The 19,589-nt window shown below is 36.3% G+C and carries 11 protein-coding genes; 2 read left to right on the top strand and 9 right to left on the bottom strand.

Annotated elements, in window-relative coordinates; translation table 11 throughout:
* Window positions 1-24 precede the first annotated feature (24 nt).
* The gene (locus tag A3EM_RS0134985; protein ID WP_020532919.1) at window positions 25-453 is read left to right on the top strand and encodes a DUF2147 domain-containing protein; all 429 of its coding nucleotides are present in this window, start codon (window positions 25-27) and stop codon (window positions 451-453) included.
* A 62-nt stretch (window positions 454-515) separates the two neighbouring features.
* On the opposite strand, the gene A3EM_RS0134980 is transcribed toward A3EM_RS0134985, so the two are convergent.
* Window positions 516-905 (bottom strand): VOC family protein, encoded by a 390-nt coding sequence (locus A3EM_RS0134980; RefSeq protein ID WP_026210772.1) that lies wholly within the window; start codon window positions 903-905, stop codon window positions 516-518.
* Window positions 906-1,210: 305 nt separating this feature from the next.
* On the opposite strand from A3EM_RS0134980, the gene A3EM_RS46615 reads away from it, so the two are divergent.
* On the top strand, window positions 1,211-5,146 hold the full coding sequence (locus A3EM_RS46615; protein WP_020532916.1) for a PKD domain-containing protein: 3,936 nt from the start codon (window positions 1,211-1,213) through the stop codon (window positions 5,144-5,146).
* 33 nt (window positions 5,147-5,179) lie between these two features.
* Here the strand turns inward: A3EM_RS46615 and A3EM_RS0134965 are convergent, their stop codons facing one another.
* The 8 genes from A3EM_RS0134965 to A3EM_RS0134925 all read right to left on the bottom strand — a co-directional run bounded on the left by A3EM_RS0134965 (window position 5,180) and on the right by A3EM_RS0134925 (window position 19,585).
* Entirely contained in the window at window positions 5,180-6,649 is a 1,470-nt protein-coding gene (locus A3EM_RS0134965; protein WP_020532915.1) for a DUF1501 domain-containing protein, read from the bottom strand.
* A gap of 97 nt (window positions 6,650-6,746) precedes the next feature.
* A complete protein-coding gene (locus tag A3EM_RS0134960; protein WP_020532914.1) occupies window positions 6,747-9,584 on the bottom strand; it encodes a DUF1553 domain-containing protein in 2,838 nt (945 codons plus the stop codon).
* Between the two features lie 147 nt (window positions 9,585-9,731).
* Window positions 9,732-12,530, bottom strand: coding sequence for a tetratricopeptide repeat protein (locus tag A3EM_RS0134955; protein ID WP_083925361.1), 2,799 nt, complete (start codon window positions 12,528-12,530; stop codon window positions 9,732-9,734).
* 565 nt (window positions 12,531-13,095) lie between these two features.
* Window positions 13,096-13,251 (bottom strand): hypothetical protein, encoded by a 156-nt coding sequence (locus A3EM_RS47845; protein WP_020532911.1) that lies wholly within the window; start codon window positions 13,249-13,251, stop codon window positions 13,096-13,098.
* Between the two features lie 539 nt (window positions 13,252-13,790).
* The gene (locus A3EM_RS0134940) at window positions 13,791-15,932 is read right to left on the bottom strand and encodes a patatin-like phospholipase family protein (protein WP_169513454.1); all 2,142 of its coding nucleotides are present in this window, start codon (window positions 15,930-15,932) and stop codon (window positions 13,791-13,793) included.
* A 254-nt stretch (window positions 15,933-16,186) separates the two neighbouring features.
* Entirely contained in the window at window positions 16,187-17,497 is a 1,311-nt protein-coding gene (gene nqrF, locus A3EM_RS0134935) for an NADH:ubiquinone reductase (Na(+)-transporting) subunit F (RefSeq protein ID WP_020532909.1), read from the bottom strand.
* A gap of 192 nt (window positions 17,498-17,689) precedes the next feature.
* Window positions 17,690-18,115 (bottom strand): hypothetical protein, encoded by a 426-nt coding sequence (locus A3EM_RS0134930; protein ID WP_020532908.1) that lies wholly within the window; start codon window positions 18,113-18,115, stop codon window positions 17,690-17,692.
* Window positions 18,116-18,298: 183 nt separating this feature from the next.
* On the bottom strand, window positions 18,299-19,585 hold the full coding sequence (locus tag A3EM_RS0134925) for a mandelate racemase/muconate lactonizing enzyme family protein (protein WP_020532907.1): 1,287 nt from the start codon (window positions 19,583-19,585) through the stop codon (window positions 18,299-18,301).
* Window positions 19,586-19,589: the final 4 nt, after the last annotated feature.

Here is a 19,589-nt window from a genome sequence, read left to right as displayed (position 1 = left end):
GAATCATTACTTAAAACCGATAACATGAAAAAACTATTTATTGTAATTTTTTTGAGCCTTGGAATTACCGGGTTTTCATTTGCCCAAAGCCCGATTGGGAAATGGAAAACAATTGATGATGAAACCGGAAAAGAAAAATCAATAGTAGAATTTTATATGAAAGGAGATAAACTCCATGCGAAAATCAACAAACTAATTGATCCTTCTGAACCTGATCCGGTGTGCGAAGAATGTGATGAAGATGATGACAGATACAATAAAAAAGTGATTGGGATGGAGATTGTAAGAGATTTGGAAAAAGATGATGATGAATGGAATGGAGGCACTGTACTGGACCCTGAAAATGGAAAAGTTTATACTTGCAAAGTATGGCTGGAGGATGAAAAAACTTTAAAGTTAAGAGGTTATGTAGCTTTTTTCTACCGTACACAAACCTGGTATAGAGTCGAATAAATTTTTAACTGACACTTAAAAAGCAGGATGTTAAAAGTTTAACATCCTGCTTTTTTTGCCTTTTATTTGGGTTCAATCAGGTCCCATAGATTTCCATATAAATCTTCAAATACCGCTACTGTTCCATAAGGTTCTTCTGAAGGACCTCTCACAATTTTTATTTTTTGTTCCTTGAGGTTGTGAAAATCCCTGTTAAAATTATCAGTATGAAGAAAGAGAAAAACTCTACCACCGGTTTGATTTCCCACTCTTGATAATTGTTCCTCTCCCACAGCTTTTGCTAAAAGAATTCTGCAGGTTCCCTCTCCTTTTGGGGCAACCAATACCCACCTTTTTCCATTTCCCATATCAGTATTCTCAATTAATTCAAATTTTAGCTTCTGGGTAAAATAGGAAATGGCTTCATCATAATCCCTTACTACAAGGGCAAATTGTACCAGTCTTTGATTCATCATTTTTTAATTAAATTCCTTAAAACTGCCTGCATGATCATTTTAATTGTAATAACTTTTTCGCAAATTTCTTACATCCACCTTTTCAGCCAAAATCCAACTAAAATTCAAATTTTTATAGCTCAATTGTAAATTAAAACTTAATTTTGGCAAAAGACTATAATATTACCTACTACTTTCATATAGTTTAGTACATTCCAAACCATTCATTTCTTAGGATCCTTTCTGAAATCCAAGCATCACCTGACTGTAATACCTGATAGATTCCTATCAGGCAATTTTTGTATGAAATTCTTTCTACCCAAATGACTTTCTTTACTTTACTTAACATCAGGAAATCTTCGGCCCAAAATTTTATTAACCGGAAAACCGTACTTTGGGGTTTTGCTTTGATTTTTTGTTTGAATCCAGATTTACTGGCACAGAAAATTCAAAAAATAAGGTCTACTCCGGGAGGAACAGGGTATTTGGAATATTTACCAGAAGGATATGGTGATAAAGGCAATCAAAATAAAGAATATCCTGTAATAATATTTCTGCATGGAGCTGGCGAAAAGGGGAATGGAAAGGATCCTGAAATCTGGAAAGTCGCCAAACATGGCCCTCCCAAGCATATAGAAAATGGCCATAATATGACCTTCGAGTATGACGATCAAAAATATTCCTTTATTGTAATCTCTCCACAAACAAGTGGATGGTGGAGTGCAGCACCAATAAATGAAGTAGTAGAACATGTAAAATCGACTTATAGGGTAGATTTGTCAAGGATATACATCACTGGATTGAGCATGGGTGGTGCTGGAACATGGAGTTTTATCACTTCATATCCTGATAAAGTGGCTGCTGCAGCCCCAATTTGCGGTGCCAGCCAGAGTAACAATGCTTGTAATATTGCGAATGGGAATTTACCTGTGTGGGCTTTTCACGGAGACAAGGACACCACAGTTCCCTGGACTTATTCTGACACCTGGGTAAAAGATATAAATAATTGTAGTCCGGCACCCGACCCCAAAGCCAGGCTCACCATTTATCCCGGAGTAGGGCATAATTCATGGGACAGGGCATACAATACCTCCGATCAGTTTCACGAACCTAATCTTTACCAATGGTTTTTAGAGCATATAAACTCTGCCAATTTGCCACCACAAGCCAATGCCGGGCCTGATCAAATAATTTTATTACCTGAAACAAATACCACATTGAATGGAAAGAAAAGTGTGGACAAGGATGGCATCATAACTAGTTATTTATGGCTGGAAGAAAGCTCTCCTCTAAGTCAGGATGCTGTATTTTTAAATTTTGCCCCTGATAATTTAGTAGCTGGAGGCCCCTGGAATAATACGGAAGGTAAGCGAACCGCAAAGTACAAATTCAATAAGTTAAAAAATAAAGGTGGAAAAACCAGTCCAATTACAATTGAACTGGTGGATAAATGGCCAGGCGTGCTTGATAATGGTGTAAATACGGAAAATAATTCTGGTGTTTATCCTGATGAGGTGATGATGGGAAGTTATTATGTCCAATTTGGAACGAAACGAATAAAAATCTCTGGGCTGGATTCAAAACTAACTTATAATATTACTTTTTTTGGTAGCAGGATAAAAGGGGGAGCAAGATCAACTGTTTATAAAATTGGAAACCAATCAATTGAACTTGATGCAGCTGGTAATTACACCAGGATAGCCAAATTTACTCAGATAAAACCTAGCAAACAGGGTGAAATAAATGCTGAGGTTGAGAAGTCCCCATTTGCGTCCTATGGTTATCTTAATGCTTTAGTGATAGAACCTTCCACGGGTATTTGGGAGGGTGAAAATTCTTCAAACCTTAAGGTAAAGGAGCTTTTGGAAGGAGAATATACATTTAAATTGTTTGTTACGGATAATAATGGAGCCACTGATACAGACCTTGTAAAAGTTTTTGTGCAGAAAGAACCGGAAAATATTCCTCCCACTTCCAATCCGGGTGCAGATACCACCATCTTTCTCCCAGATAATTTTATACAGTTAGACGGTAGCTTTTCTTCTGATATTGACGGAGATATTATTTCTTATCTGTGGGAAAAAAAATCTGGGCCCAAAAGCTTTAAAATAGAAAATCCAAATACTGAAAAACCTCTGCTAAGTGAATTGGTAGAAGGGGATTATGTCCTAACTTTAAAGGTTACAGATAATAAAGATGCCAGCAATACTACAGAAATAAAAATTTCGGTAAAACCAGACCCAAATAAAGCACCAATTGCCGAAGCCGGAGAAAATGTTGAAATTAAACTACCAATTTCTACAGTAGAACTCAATGGGAGTCTTTCTGAAGATGTTGATGGGTATATTGAAACTTATAAATGGACTAAACTTTCCGGGCCTGAGGGGGATTTTATTGTAAATGATACCATGCCGGTTACCAATGCTGAAAACCTAGTTGAGGGGGAATATATTTTTGAATTATTAGTAACCGATGACAAAGGAAAAACAGGAAAGGATGATATTAAAATTACCGTGCATCCCTTTGTGAACACTGCTGCTCCACTAGCAAAAGCCGGAGAAGATTTTATACTGAATTTACCACAGGATTCCGTCTACTTAGATGGAAGTAAATCTATTGATCCCGATGGTATTCCTTTAATTTATCGCTGGAAAAAAATTGATGGACCTGAAGGGGAAATCATTACAAACGATACTGTTCCAAAACCTTTGGTAAAAAATTTACAGCCTGGAATTTACCTATTCGAACTGCTGGTATCTGATGGAGAACTAGAGGATAAAGATCAAGTCATGATTTCCGTAAATCCAGAAAACAATGCTTTACCTGAAGCCAATGCAGGAGATGACATCAGGTTGATTTTACCAGATAATTTTACTCAATTAGATGGGTCATCTTCCACAGATCCTGATGGTAGTATTGTAAAATATGAATGGAAGAAAATATCAGGACCGGAAGCCCTGGAACTTAAGGATAACACTACATCAAACCCCATAATTTCAGGACTGGTGGAAGGGGAATATCTTTTTGAATTAAAAGTAACAGATGATAAAGGAGGACAATCTACTGATGAAGTAAAAGTGTTTGTTTCCACTACTACCAATATTTCCCCTGTGGCCAATGCGGGTGACGATATTACCTTGTTGTTGCCCACTGACTTTATTCAATTAGACGGTTCCCGTTCAAAAGATGAAGATGGGGAAATTATGAGCTATTTGTGGGAAGTAATTGAAGGAAAAGAAGGCTATGTGTTTGATAATCCACTGGCGATTTCTCCTCAACTCAAAAATCTAGATGAAGGCTTTTATAAAATTAAACTGACCATCACCGATGACAAAGGATCGACTGATGAGGATGAATTAGAACTTTTAGTCATAAAAACGGATGTGGTAATTCCCGTCCCACAAAATGTTCAGGCCAGTAGTGGTTTGTTTACCGATAAGGTGGAGGTTTTCTGGGAAGGAGAAGAAGGACTATTTTATCAAATTTATAGAAGTACAACTGACGATACTAAAAACGCTACGGCTTTAAATTCCTGGAATAGGAATCGCTTTTATGAAGACAGAAATGTGGAACTGGATAAAATCTATTATTATTTCGTAAAGGCTGCTAATACCAGTTCAGGGGACACTACAAGTGAATGGAGTATTGGAGATTCTGGCTATAGTTTTGTGGAGAAAAAAATTATTAAAGCCTCTTTAGCTGAAATAGATTTTGGCGAAGTTGAACTGAATAATACCTCCACCAGAAATATTCAATTAATCAACTCGGGAAATACGGCCTTTAATATTTCCTCTATTGATTTGCCCAATGGGTTTAATGGGAATATCAAAGGAACCGAAATAAAACCAGGCGCATCCAACGACTTGCTCATTTCCTTCCAACCACAAGACGAAGACATTTATGAAGGAGTGATTTCTATTTTTTCTAGTGCTGAAAACGATTCTATCGGAATAAAAATAACTGGGAAAGGGGTGAAACTAATCACAGGAATTGACGATAATGCTGAGCCATTTAATATTTCTCTTTATCCAAATCCAGGCAAAGCTTTTGTAAAACTGGACTTTGATCATTCCTATCTTGGAACTGTAAAAATTGATTTAATCAACAACCTGGGACAAGTAATCTCCCAAAATAATTTTATAAAAAAATCGAAGGAAGTCGAATTCGTATTAGATACCGAAAAACTTCACAGTGGAATATATTTCCTAAAAATTGATATTGGGGAAAACCATATGATAAAGAAATTTTTCAAGGAATAATTGTTTTATCAATTATTCCTTGAAATTAGTGGGTTATACCAAAATATCTTTCACTACTTTTCCATGGACATCGGTTAACCTGAAATCCCTTCCCTGGAATTGATAAGTTAATTTTTCGTGGTCCATTCCTAATTGGTTTAGGATAGTAGCCTGTAAATCGTGTATGTGCACCTGATCTTTTATACCATAATACCCAATTTCATCTGTTTCGCCATAAGTCAGTCCGGATTTTACTCCACCACCAGCCATCCACATGGTGTAAGCATAGGGATGATGGTCCCTTCCCACAAATGGATTATCTTTTCCACCACGGTTTTCCATCATAGGCGTTCTGCCAAATTCTCCTCCCCAAACCACCAGTGTATCCTCCAACAAACCTCTTTGTTTCAAATCCAAAATTAAACCTGACATCGCCTGGTCCACTTCTTTGCATCTTTCTAAAAACCCGTGATTAATTGATTCGTATTCAGTGGTGCCATGGGAATCCCAGCCTGTGTGAAATAATTGTATAAATCGTACCCCTCTTTCCACTAATCTTCTCGCCAAAAGGCAATTATTGGCAAAAGAATTTACTCCAGGACTAGTCCCATAAAGCTGGTGGATATAATCTGGTTCTTCGGTAATATCCATAGCTTCAGGAGCTTCCATTTGCATTTTAAACGCCATTTCATATTGATTAATCCTTGCCAGTGTTTCCGGATCACCAAGTTCATTGTATTGCTTTTCATTCAGGTTTTTAATAGAGTTTAAAACCCTTCTTCTAATCCTGGAATCCACTCCTTTTGGATTGGAAAGATACAATATTGGTTCCCCGGCCGACTGGCAATTTACCCCCTGATAAACTGTCGGGAGAAAACCACTTCCCCAAACATTCTTCCCAGCACTCGGATTATCCTGCCCGGAGGCCAACACTATAAAACCAGGTAAATTTTCATTTTCTGATCCTAATCCATATACCACCCAGGAACCCATACTTGGCCTTCCCAATCTGGGACCTCCTGTATACATGAACAATTGGGCAGGTGCGTGATTAAATTCATCGGTATGAACAGCTTTGAGGAAAGTAACCTCATCAACTACCTGAGAGAAATAAGGCAAAGCATCCGAAACCATTGCACCAGATTGCCCTCTTTGCTTAAAATCTAAATATGGTCCCTGAATTTTTGGAGTACCTGTAATAAAAGCAAACCTCTTACCCTCCAACAAGGATGGGGGACATGGTTTTCCGTGTAATTTGGCCAGTTCAGGTTTGAAATCGAATAATTCTAACTGGGATGGAGCCCCTTCCATGTGAAGAAAGATTACCCTTTTAGCTTTTGGTGCAAAATGAGGTTTTTGGCTTCCAAGATTAAATTTACTGGTAATTCCCGGAGAATTGTTAGTTCCACATCCCACCATAGAGCCAAGAGCCATAGCTCCCACTCCGGTGGAAAGTGATTTTAGGAAATGTCTTCTTGTTTGATACTTTGCAGTATCGGATATAAATTGATCAAAAATATTCATTTTCAAAAGTTGTCTAAGACACCGGTGCTATTGTTTTATAAAAATTGCAATCTCTCTATCAACCTTTTACAACAAACACACGGTGAGTTTTGATTATTTAATTTCTCATAATTATTTCATCCAGATTTAAAATGGCACTGGCTAACATCACTCTCGCTGCATTTTCAGCGGTTGGATCAGCAAAATCGCCTACCACATTTTTCCAGGTTTTTGTTTGCTGCTCCTGATAATGTGCCAGGGCATCTTTATAAAGATTTTCCAATTCCGGAACTTCATTTTTTCTTGGATCTCTGGCTAATGCAACCTTTAGCGCATACTTAATTTGCGCATCTAGTTCCTTCCCTCCTTCCTTTCTCATTCTGCTCGCAAATCCCTGAGCTGCCTCCACATAAACAGTATCATTTAATGTAACCAAAGCTTGTGTGGGGATATTTGTCCTTATCCTACGGGTAGTACATACCTGCCTGCTTGGGCTATCGAAAATAGTCATAGACGGATAGGGAGTTGATCTCCTCCAATATGTGTATAATCCTCTTCTGAACTTTTCCCGATTGGTACTTTCCCGCCATTTGATATGCGGACGCAACGGCACTTTCCAAAAATGATCTGGCTGGGCAGGCATCACACTTGGACCATAAATTTCTTCATTGAGCAAACCTCCCACAAACAACGCCTGGTCTCTTATTTCCTCAGCCGAAAGTCTAAACCTTGGCCCTCGGGAAATTAAATGGTTATAAGGGTCTTTTTTCAGTTTTTCAGAGTTGGTAACAGAAGCCTGCCTGAATGTAGCAGACATCACCATTTCTTTTATCAGTTTTTTAGTACTCCATTGATATTCATGCATGTATTTCAGGGCCAGATAATCCAGCAACTCAGGATGGGAAGGTGAATTTCCCTGCGTCCCAAAATCCTCTGAAGTTTCTACCAGCCCTTTTCCGAAAAGCTGCTCCCAGACTCGATTAACCATCACCCTGGAGGTAAGCGGATTTTGAGGACTTACCAGCCATTCAGCCAGTTCCAGCCGGTCTGAAGGCTGCATTTCATTAAATTCCTTCATAGATCCGGGAATTCCTGCAATTATGGTATCACCAGGTGTCAGCCAGTTTCCTCTCGTGAATAAGTAACTTGGTCTATGCTGGTCTTTGGGTAATTCCTTCATGATAGGAATCCTTGCCTGATTTATTCCTGCAAGAATATCAGCCTTTTCTTCCCAGGACTTTTCCCGTTGCCAGGGTCTTTTCTTCTCTTTGCTTCCATAAAAGTACAAATCCTTTACATTGAGCAACCGATGTCCCCGCTCCCCTGATTTCTTTATAAGAAAATACAGTGATTTTGTTTTTACTTGCTTTTTCGGAATTAGTTTGAGGATATTCCAGTTTCTATCAAGCTCTCCCGTAGGTTTTATAGTAGCCCTGGCAATAAGTTCTCCTTTAGGATCATCTTTTCTCAGCTCTATATTACACTCTACCTCGGCCGTATATCCAATTTCAATGCTATTGATAGAAGAAAGATCTATTTGATCAAACCTGAAAAATCCACCATCCCTCAGTTCTACAATTTCATTATTGGGTTCAATTCTTCCTCCTTTTACTTCGTTGGCAAGGCCCGCTCTAAGATAAGGGAAAAGCGATTGTTTAATTTTTTTCTTAATGGTGGCATTTTTTTCAAATTGAGGAGCCTTAGGAAAAGTTTTTATCCAGCTGGTAATTTCATCCAGTTTATCCTGATCGGATTTGGCATAAAAACTCAGATAAGGTCGATCATCTCCTCTGTCTTTATCTTCTGTATTATTAAAAATGGCATAGGATTTATAGAAATCTTCATGCTTAAACGGGTCATAAGGATGTGAATGGCATTGTACACAAGCCATTGTGGTACCCTGCCAAACCTCCCAGGTATTACTCACCCGGTCAATAACCGCAGCGACCCTGAATTCTTCATCATCACTTCCACCCTCATCATTTGTCATGGTATTTCTATGATAAGCAGAAGCAATTAATTGTTCCTGATTAGGGTTTTGAAGTAAATCTCCTGCCAGTTGTTCTATAGTAAACTCATTAAAAGGCTTATCTTCATTAAACGCCCGAATCACCCAATCCCTGAACATCCACATACTTCTGTAGGTATCTGGTCGGTATCCCTTTGTATCTGCATATCTGGCCAGATCCAGCCAGATGGCTGCCCATTTTTCGCCAAAATGAGGGTTTTCCAAAACCCGGTCTACCAGGTTTTCATAGGCATTTTCAGAATTATCATTTAGAAAAAGATCTATTTCTTCCAAAGTTGGAGGTAAACCTGTAAGTCCAATGTACAACCGCCTGATCAAAACTTCCTTATCTGCCTGCTTTGCAGGTTTTAGCTGTTCGTGATCTAAGCGAACTTTAATATATTCATCAATCTGGTTAACTGACCAGTCATCTGATTTCATAAAGTCAAGTGAAGCTGAAAGCGCATTATTAGAACTTGAGGGTGGAATAATTTTAGGAGGCTCATAAGCCCAGTGGGTACCCCATTTTGCGCCCTGGTTTATCCATTCTGTTAATAGTTTTATTTGCTCTTTATCTAAAGGATCACTTTCAGGAGGCATTCTTTCTTTAGGGTCCTGATGTAAAATCCTTTTGATCATTTCACTCTCATGGGCTTTTCCGGGAACAATGGCATATTTCCCCGATTTGGTGGTATCCAGGGCCTCATACTCAAAGAGTAAACTAAAACCTCCACTTTTCTTTACTCCACCATGGCATGAAATACAGTTTTTATTCAGAATAGGTTTAATTTCCGTATTGAAATCAATTTCCTTTTTCTCCTGGGAATTTAGATATAAACTGAAAATAATGATGGTAACAAGAGAAGAAGCTAATAGCAGGTAAAGTTTTTTCATAATTTTAGATTTCTCATTTTCATGCCCAAGGAAGCTATCTTTCCAATCTGTCATTCCTTAAGCTTCAAGTTAGTTAATTCTAAACCTCAATATCGTTTTACGGCCATTAATTTGGCATTAATTTGATTAATTTTGATAATAAAAAGCAAAAAAAAGCCCCTCAGAAATACTGAGAGGCTGAAAAACTTTTTTTTTACCAGGTTACCTTTTCAGATAAATTTTTTCGTAGTTTTTAAATTCTTTATTGCCTTTAAGGTTTGACAAATATGTTTTCTTATGAGCCTTCACCATATCTTCGGTAATTTCTCTGGTCTCAAATGCCTTTTTTATCCAGATTAACGCTTCTGAAGTATTCAGGTCCTGAGAATAAGAACAAGCCATGCCATAAATGGCTTTTACATTTTTCTCATCCATTTCCAACGCTTTTCTGAAATATGCAGTAGCCTCCCTATTTAAATCCAAATCCAGATTCAAAGTACCAAGCTCTGCATAAAAATCAGCACTTTCCACAGATTCATCTAGTTTTCTTGCATCCAGCATATCCCTGATGGCGGCATTGAACGATTTTTCCATTTTATAGCATTGAGCTCTTTCCAAATAAGCTTCAATTAATGTATTGTCATAAGAAAGTGCATCTGTATAGCTTCTAATAGCTTTTTTATAATCTTCCTGCTTTTGGTAGGCACGGCCAATAGCCAGATTTGCTTCAGCCTGGGAGAAACCAAGATCGCTAGCTTCATCAAAATTTTTGATAGCATTCTTCATGTCTCTTTCTGCGGTGTACAGCAAGCCTTTATTAAAATATGCTTCTGCATAGTTTTTATCAAGCTTTGTAGCTTCATCCAGATATTTTAAAGCATTTTTATTATCATTCACCTCGATAAGCGCTCTGCCAAGCTTATTCAGTGTAACCGGATTCTCAGTCACCAAAGTATTGGCTCTATTATAGGCTACCACAGCTTCTCTGTAATTTTTATTATAAAAATGAGCATCCCCTAATCCTTCTAATCCCTTAACATTATTGGGTTCAAGTTCTGCTACCTTCTCAAAATCATAAAGTGCATTTTCATAATTCTTATTTTTTAACCTGGACAATCCCCTGTTTAAAAACGGCTCTGCCATTTTATCATCATAAAGAATAGCATTATTATAATTTTTTATAGCTTCGGGATAGTTTTCCAACTCGAAGTAAATATTACCCATTTTTGTCCATGCAGGGGAGTAATATTCATCTACAATTAGCGCTTTGCCTAATTGTGCTTTTGCCAGCTCATAATTTTTTTCGTTTACAGCGGCTGCTCCCACATTATAAAACTCCAGGGTAATATTCTGAATAGTTTTGATATCTTCAGCAGGTATTCCCAATTTCCTGGCATTAAAGAAATCCGTCTGTGCATCTTCAATATTATCCATTTTTATATTGGCAAGTCCCTTTTTGAAATGTGCCTGGGCGTATTCAGAGTCCATTTCCAAAGCCTTATCAAACATTTCCATGGCCTTCTTGAAATTGTTGGTGGCAGCAAAAATTTCCCCTTTGGCGGTATATAATCCCGGATTTTTTGGATCTTTCATCAGGGCATCATCCAAATCGCGAATTGCACCTTCAGGATTATTCAGTTTCAGTTTCAGCAGTGATCTTTCTGCAAAATATTTAGGATCAACATCCTCATTAGCCAGAATTACTGAGTAATCTTCAATTGCTTTATAGGGCTCATCCACTTTTATATAATATTGCGCTCTTGTAGCCAGAGCATCCACATAATTAATGTCAATTTCTATGGCCTGATCGAAATCCTTTATTGCCTTTTTATAATATTTTTCACCAAGAGCAAAATAGCATTTTCCTCTTCCCAGGTAATATTCAGGGTTGTTGTCATCCTGCCTGATAACCTTATTATAATCTTTTACTGCCTGTTCATAATCTCCTGCGAAGTATTTACTATCCAAATTGGCTTTGGCTCTAATAGTAGCATCCAGTTTTTTGATTTTATCCTGAAGGAAAAATTCTGAAGGTTTTTCTTTTAAGGCCTGTACATAAAAGTTCTTGGCTCTGTTGTAATCTCTGGCTTTTAAAGCATTATCTCCTTTAAAAATGGCTTCTCGGTAAATGTCTTCTCTATTAAACTTTCCTTCTCTCAGGATTCTTTGAATTTCGTTTACCCTTTTAATAGGATAAACCTCATAAGGCTGAATATCTCTGGCATCGTTATAAGCTCTGAGGGCATCTGTCCAGTTTTCATTTTCGTAGGCAATATCTCCATTCTTCAAAGCTGTAGCATATAGTTTAAGTTGCTCTGCCCTGAATTCTTCCATTTTTCTTTTAGATTCCTCAAGAATTGCCACATTATCATAAGCTTCAGTATTCGAAACGGTAGTTCCCACATTAGCAATTTCACCTTCGGCTGGAAGTTCCTCTACTTCTATTGGGTTTGAGTCATCATGGAAAACCACACTTACAATATTAGATTTCCATTTTTTTCCATCTCTTACTGCACTAATTTCAGCCACCCTTTCAACTGGTTTATAAGGGCTTTCAATAACTGAATGCTTACTTTTGAAATTACGCTTAAAATAAACCCTTACATACACGTAATCACTATTGTAAACCTTTGAAATTTTTATGTCTGAAAACTCTACAGTAAAGTCGTCACTTTTTTCATAGAATAAATCGAAATCTTTCAGGTATTTTTCCACTGGAGCATCAATCGCATTTTGGGGACCTACATTGTTAGGATTGATGTCATCTTCCAAAGTGATGTCCGAACTTTTAAATATTTTGTTTCCGTGAGAATCGTAACTATTTTCAATTATTTCTTTTGTCTCGCTTAAAGTTAAATCTGAATTGGAAACAATATTTAGAAGATTTTGAAACTCGGATACCAATAACTCCGCCTGATAAGTAATTTCCGCTTTATCTCTTATTTCCAAATCTTGAGAAATTCCCTGAAAATGGGAAGTCAGCATTATGAAAAAGAGGAGTAGTAAACTATTAGATTTCATTTTGTAATAAGTTTTTTATCTGTTTAAAGTTTTTAGTCTATTTAATTAATTGAAGGCTAAAACATTACAGGCCATTTTAATATTTGACCCTCTCAAATAATATTCCAGTTGGTTGAAAGGAGATATAATTGGGAATTGATATTTTGAAAATTTATCTTAAAAAAACAGGCCTACAATTAATATTGAGCTATTTTTCAAGTCAATTCTACTTTAAAGGTAGTCTTTTTTACTTAGACGATAAAGAAAGGTTGAAGCAATTAACAACTATTATAAAAAGGCAAAAACCTACATGATTAACATGAGGTGATTTTTATTACCTTTTTCCCAAAATTTTTTGTCAATGGTAAAAGGTTTTAAAAGAGAAGAGGGAAATAACCCGAGAGTTACCAATAAAAATAAAGGATTTCCCTAGGGTAATCGAATGGAAACACCCCCCGATTGGGGAGCAGAATTTTATTTATAAAATTCTGCTTAATTTTTAAATATTATATCATAAAGAAGTAGAATGGCAATAGTTGGCAATCAACCATGCTTTCTTACTCTTGTTTATCAGGATTTATCAGATTTAAAATTCATTACCGATATCCAGAGTCTTATTTTGGAAATCTCTGGATTTTTGTTTCAACCTGATCAAATTAAACTTTAGTTCATTTAGTTTGGACTCCATTACTGATAATGAGTCAAAAACATTTTTGCTGGCGGACTTTTTTATGGTCTTCATTTTGGTTTACAAGTTTTAAAATCTTAAAAATTATTGCTAGTAAAAAAATAAACTTGATAGTCGACTGGATATGTAAACTCTAAATGCAAATTTTGTGTCAATGATTTTGTGTCAGTAAAAATGCGATAAAAAATTTTAAACAAAAAATGCACTTTATCTATACAACGCTGTCTTACGAAAACCAATATATAATAAAATAATTGTTTTACATTTCTCAATATTTTTCATTTTTCTAATAGTTTTTTTTATTTCTCAAAGTTTAAGCATTGTTAAAATAAAGAGTTAAACAAAATTTAAACCTGCAACAAAAACAAAAATCAGAACAAGAACAATTAAAAAAGCAAAAACAAACAATTATTCATTCATTCATTAAAACTTATTTACATATTTTTAAAAATTTGAAAATAACTTAGGTTTAATTGGATAATATCGGCAAACATAAATCCTGAATAATTGTACTATTCCAATATTACTGATATTTTATCCATTAACAGTAAATTACATTTATTAACATTCCAAATATTACCAAATTTCTGAAATTATTCTTTCATCAGCTTTTTAAGTTTTTCAAAGGAATTTTTGTTGGCAGGGTGATGAATGGCATTCACAATCCCTTTAATTTCTTTGCTTGTCAACCTCCAACTTAAAGAGGCATTTTCCACCTCTTCATTACCATTATTAGGTAATTCCAGGTATTGAAATTCTACTATGGCAAAGAAGTCTTTCTTGAGAATTTGTTGCAGAATTTCTACATTAAAGTCATTCCTGATATTTTGAAGACGGGTAAGGTTGCCCAAAAGATTATCCAGCGGAGTAACGGCACTTTCAATTAGAGGTTTAAAAGCATAACGGTCAATTTGGTTTTCAGCAGGTGTATCCCGGATTGTAATTAAAACCACCCCAGAAGTATTTTCTTCAATCCAGTCTTTAAAAACATGAATAAACTGGATAGCGTCCATTACCCCAAAATTATCAGACAAACCAGCATCTACAATTTCCATAGTGGGTTCACTTGGTAATTGAACATTTGGGGTGATATATGGAAAGGTAGCATTTAATCTCAAAGCAGTAATAAACCTCAGGTTTTCTGGATTTTGATTCGCAAATAAACGGGAATATTCAATCCCACGAATGGCATTTTTGTGGTTATGATTGTGGCCTAATCCCTTACACATATAGGCTACCGGTTGTGAGGATATATATAACTTCCGCCCATCATTCACTACTGTTGGGGTAATCATTAACATAGGAATTTCCGAATTGAACTCTGGAGCATTATAGTCTTTCAGCCGCTTATTTAAAATGAAATCTGTATCCTTATTGAGTTGCTCTTCGAGTGCGTATCCTCTGTCCTTAAAATATTTCTGACCATCAATTTCTACTTTTTGAAATTTGAAAAACAAATCACCGACCACCAGGGAAAACACCATAGGGTTCAATTTGTCTTTGGCCAACTGGGCTATATATTTTTCATCATTCAGTTGAATATTCTCTCCATGTTGTTTTCTGAGGAAAAGCTCTCTGTAAAAACTTCCGCCAATTAACCCACCAGAAGAACCCGTCATCAGCATGGTGTGGCTCATTAATGATTGTTGAAAGGCGCTATCTAAAAACTGAAGAGTTTTCATGGTCCAAACCGCAGCTCTTTGTCCTCCACCACTCATGGCGATTACCACCAGTTTAGGCTTCTTTTCCTTTGGAAATTTTCCCCTCCAGTTTTCCAAAATTTCAATTGTATTTTTTTTGTCCGACTGGACTATATCAGGTGTGGTAATTTTCCTCAAAGCTCTTAAAGAATATTCTGCTTTTTGGGAATAATCCAGTCCAAAAGCCTGATGGTAAATATTATGAGAAATATTTTTGCTTATAAAGGAAACCAGAATAAGTGTAAAAAGGAAAGTGGGGATAGCCCAATCCTTCAACCAATAATAAACTGCTCCTGTAAATAGCAATAAAATTGAAAATAACAGCAACACACTGACTGCTGCAGGAATTTGCAACCAGGATACATCCCTAAACAAACCAAAAATTAAAATACTGATAAAGGCAAAAAACTGAATTAACAGGGCATTTAACTGGTTTTGATCAAACACCTTTAGGATAGTTTCCCGATCGATAGGATAGTTGTTTTTAGTTTTTTTGAGAGATAAAGGGAAATCTATATATGAAGTAATAATTGGTTTTTGATTTTTTGCCACATTCAGCCTATCCATCACATTCACCCGTTGAAGCCGGCTTTTCCGCACAGTTTTATCCACATTCTCTGCAAGGTGCTTTACAATATCCAGATTTGTGGTTTTAAAATAAAGGTAAGAAAGAACCAAAATAATCAGGTATCCGATTATAAACCCAAGAACTTTGGTGATAATGTCTAAGGGAGAGGCCGCTTCTGTATTAAGCTGGAAATTGATAAACCTGAAAATATAATATATGGTAAAAGCAAATGGAATAATACTATTATTAAGTGCATATTTCACAAACGGGGATTGAAGGTTGGCTAGAAAATTATATCGGTAGGAACAGAGGATATAACTGGTAACCTGGAAAGAAATGGTAAAAGCACTCAATCCAAGGCCAACAATAAAAAAGCTCAACCAGTTGACTTTATTCAGGTACTCCGGATCGAGAAATAAATAAGTAATTCCAAAGCTTTTCCCAATATTGCCACTTACAATTCCCACAAGAATAAGCCAATATCCAAAAAGCAGTATGTTTTTCTTAAGGTGAAATACTACCAAATGGACAGGAAACGCAAAAATTATTTTTTTGAAAATCCTGTACAGCAATATTGAATTAAGGTTAAAGTGTTAATTAATTTTTTTATAGTCATCCATTGGTTATTAGGAAGAACTGAAAATTTTGCTTTAAAACAAAAAAAGAGTGAAACAAAAATTGCTTCACTCCTTAATATAAAAATTTTAGCTTAAAATTTTAATTATCCACCGAAATCATCGAATGATACGTGCTCTGGTGGAACCCCAAAATCGTCACACATTTTTACTACAGCGGCATTCATCATAGGAGGTCCACAGAAATAGAATTCGATTTCATCTGGCTCCTCGTGTTGTGATAAATAATTATCGATCAACACTTGGTGAATAAATCCTTTGAAACCATCTCCTTCTTCGTCATTTATATCTTTCTTCACTTTCCAGTTATCTTCAGGAAGAGGTTCAGATAGTGCTATATAATATTTAAAGTTTGGAAACTGCTTTTCAATTTCTCTAAAATGTTCTGTATAGAATAATTCTCTTCTCGATCTACCTCCATACCAGAAAGATACTTTTCTTCCAGTTTTTAAGGTATGAAATAAATGGAAAATGTGAGATCTCAAAGGTGCCATTCCAGCTCCACCACCCACATAGATCATTTCTTTCTCAGTGTCTTTAATGAAGAATTCACCGTAAGGACCAGAAATTGTTACTTTATCACCTGGCTTACTTCCAAATACATAAGATGAACAAATTCCAGGATTTACGTCAAGCCATTTATTGTTGGCTCTGTCCCAAGGTGGAGTAGCAATCCTGATATTCAACATGATAATATTTCCTTCTGCAGGGTGATTAGCCATAGAGTATGCTCTAAATATTGGTTCATCATTTTTCATTTTTAAATCCCACAGATTGAATTTATCCCAATCTTCTTTGAATTTATCTTTACCTTCAGGATCATCGGGATGTGGAGCAATATCAATTTTCTTGAAATCAACCTCACATTCCGGCACATCAATTTGGATATATCCGCCTGACTGAAAATCCAGGGTTTCACCTTCAGGTAGTTTTACCACAAATTCTTTAATGAAAGTGGCTACGTTGTAATTAGAAACCACTTCGCACTCCCATTTCTTAATTCCGAAGATTTCCTCATCCACTTTAATCTGCATGTCCTGCTTTACTTTTACCTGGCAGGATAGTCTTACATTTTCGTGTTGTTCGGTTCGGCTTAAATGTCCAACTTCTGTAGGAAGAACATCTCCTCCCCCATCTTCCACTACACACTTACACATGGCACAAGTACCCCCTCCACCACACGCGGATGGTAAAAATATCTTTTGGGCCGATAGTGTAGAAAGAAGTGTTGAACCTGCTGGGGTAATAATTGGGTTAGCTTCATCTCCATTGATTACGATTTTAACATCGCCACTTTGCACAAGCTTGGACTGGGCAAAAAGAAGAACGATCACAAGCAACAAAATAATGGCCGTAAAAGCCACAATCGATGAAACAACTACTGTTGTTAATTCCATTTGATAATGCTATTTATATAAATTTTACAATTGCGGAACAAATATAGTTTATAGATTCATTCTATGAAAAGAACCTGAAATTTTTAAACCTAAAATATTTATAAAACTGTATTCCGGAAACAAAAAAAATCCTGAAATGTTTGAACAAAACAGGATTTAAAGCTTTTAGGCCGGTTATTATAAGCGTAATGCTTATTCCTTTATTTTTTTGGAAACCCCTTCACTAAGCCCCAACCATTCTTCTGCAACTTTATACTTCGTGAAAAATTTGGTTTTAAATAAGAATCCCTTTTCACCTTCAAACGTCTGTTCAATAGCTACCTGGGAAAACAGATCTTCACTCATTAGGATGGCTACCTGCATTTTGGTTTTCCCGTCAAATATTTCATTATTTACCCACTCCTGTATATCAGGAGAAATTAAATATTTCAAATCTTCACAAAAAGACAACATTTTTTCAGGCCTGAATTCTTTAATTTGATCCCTTAAGGTTAACATTTCATTTCGATAATCATCGTCTTTCATATCAATTGAAGTAGCAAACCATTTGGAGACAATTAAAGAGTAGGAAGAATCTAAAAGTACTTCATGGAATTTTGAGGAATGTAGTTTGTTCATTATGCAATTAAAGTGATATTTTTTATAGTAATTATACCATCAAAACCCAATAAAAAGTTCAATATTATAAATATGATTATATTTTTTCTTAAAAAAGTTTAATTTCAGATTGATAGAAAATTCTCACTTAAATAAATTTAAAAAAGTAGAAATTACTTTCCCTTCCAAAAATCATCAAATCAATTACTCAAAAAATGGGATCCCTTCAGTAGCGTATTTTTTCATTCCCTCCTCATTTATTTCCACACCTATACCTGGTTTTTCAGAAAGTGTAATAAACCCGTCTTCTACCATGGTTCCGTCAAAAGTGACTATTTCCTTGAACATAGGATTTTCATGAAAATAAATTTGCCATTCCAGAATCATAAAATTAGGTACAGAGGCACAAACATGGCAGGAAGCCATAGCTCCAAGATAAGATGCCACCATATGAGGAGCAAAAGGAACATAATAAAGATTGGATAAATTGGCTATTCGCTGGGCTTCTCCTAGACCACCAGCTTTTTGTAAATCGGGCATAATGATATCTACCGCCCCGATTTCCAATAGTTTTCTGAAACCATGAGCCAGGTACAAATTTTCTCCGGCACAAATAGGTGTACTTGTAGATTGGGTAATCAGTTTATAAGCATCTACATTTTCTGCAGGAATGGGTTCCTCCAGCCACATAAGCCTTACCGGCTCAAGTAATTTGGCAACCTGTTGCCCGGTAACTGCATCATATCGACCGTGCATATCCGCACAAATATCAATATTTGGTCCTACAGCTTCTCTTGCAGCAGACATTTGATCAACCATTCTTTGCAGCTCGGCAGGGCTTGCAGTCCAGTTATAATGGTCATATTTATTGGGATCATTGCTTTGGTCAAGGTCAAATTTTACCGCTGTAAATCCCATATCCTTAGCCTTTTTAGCGGCATTGGCAAAATCCTGAGGGGAGGGTAATTTATTTTGATAAAGGGCTGTATCCATATAAACCCGAATTTTATCTCTGAACTTTCCACCCAAAAGCTGGTAAACGGGAAGTTCTAATGCTTTTCCTGCCAAATCCCAAAGAGCTGTTTCTACCGCAGTAAGCACAGCCACAAACATTCCGGACTGGGCACCCTCAAAAAAGCCCCTTCTCCTAATGTCTTCAAATAACCGATGGACATTCAAAGGGTTTTTACCCACCAACCGCTTTTCAAACATTTTCACCAAATGATAAGTCCCTGGTGTAGCATCCACGCCTTCTCCACAACCCCAGATGTCCTGATTGGAATATATCTTCACAAACAGGCTATGTCCATCCCTGATATAACCACATTTAATGGAGGAAATTTTCAGATCTGAAGGCATGGAGGATTTGGGTGTTTTCTCTACAGCAGCCTCTAATTCATTCCCAAATGTAAGCAGGGGGCTAATGGCTCCTGCAGCAATTGATTTAGAAAGAAATGATCTTCTATTTGTCAATTTAGTTTTCATTTTCATAGTT

The sequence above is a fragment of the Flexithrix dorotheae DSM 6795 genome, assembly GCF_000379765.1.
Taxonomy (GTDB): domain Bacteria; phylum Bacteroidota; class Bacteroidia; order Cytophagales; family Flammeovirgaceae; genus Flexithrix; species Flexithrix dorotheae.
Note: the sequence above shows the minus strand (reverse complement) of the source record. Positions and strands in the feature narration are given on the sequence as shown.

Excerpts from the sequence above, each read along its gene's own strand:
- nqrF (WP_020532909.1), bottom strand. The coding sequence starts at position 17,497 with ATGGAATTAACAACAGTAGTTGTTTCATCGATTGTGGCTTTTACGGCC.
- A3EM_RS0134925 (WP_020532907.1), bottom strand. The coding sequence starts at position 19,585 with ATGAAAATGAAAACTAAATTGACAAATAGAAGATCATTTCTTTCTAAA.
- A3EM_RS47845 (WP_020532911.1), bottom strand. The coding sequence starts at position 13,251 with ATGAAGACCATAAAAAAGTCCGCCAGCAAAAATGTTTTTGACTCATTA.
- A3EM_RS0134960 (WP_020532914.1), bottom strand. The coding sequence starts at position 9,584 with ATGACAGATTGGAAAGATAGCTTCCTTGGGCATGAAAATGAGAAATCT.
- A3EM_RS0134955 (WP_083925361.1), bottom strand. The coding sequence starts at position 12,530 with ATGAAATCTAATAGTTTACTACTCCTCTTTTTCATAATGCTGACTTCC.
- A3EM_RS0134985 (WP_020532919.1), top strand. The coding sequence starts at position 25 with ATGAAAAAACTATTTATTGTAATTTTTTTGAGCCTTGGAATTACCGGG.
- A3EM_RS46615 (WP_020532916.1), top strand. The coding sequence starts at position 1,211 with ATGACTTTCTTTACTTTACTTAACATCAGGAAATCTTCGGCCCAAAAT.
- A3EM_RS0134965 (WP_020532915.1), bottom strand. The coding sequence starts at position 6,649 with ATGAATATTTTTGATCAATTTATATCCGATACTGCAAAGTATCAAACA.
- A3EM_RS0134930 (WP_020532908.1), bottom strand. The coding sequence starts at position 18,115 with ATGAACAAACTACATTCCTCAAAATTCCATGAAGTACTTTTAGATTCT.
- A3EM_RS0134980 (WP_026210772.1), bottom strand. The coding sequence starts at position 905 with ATGAATCAAAGACTGGTACAATTTGCCCTTGTAGTAAGGGATTATGAT.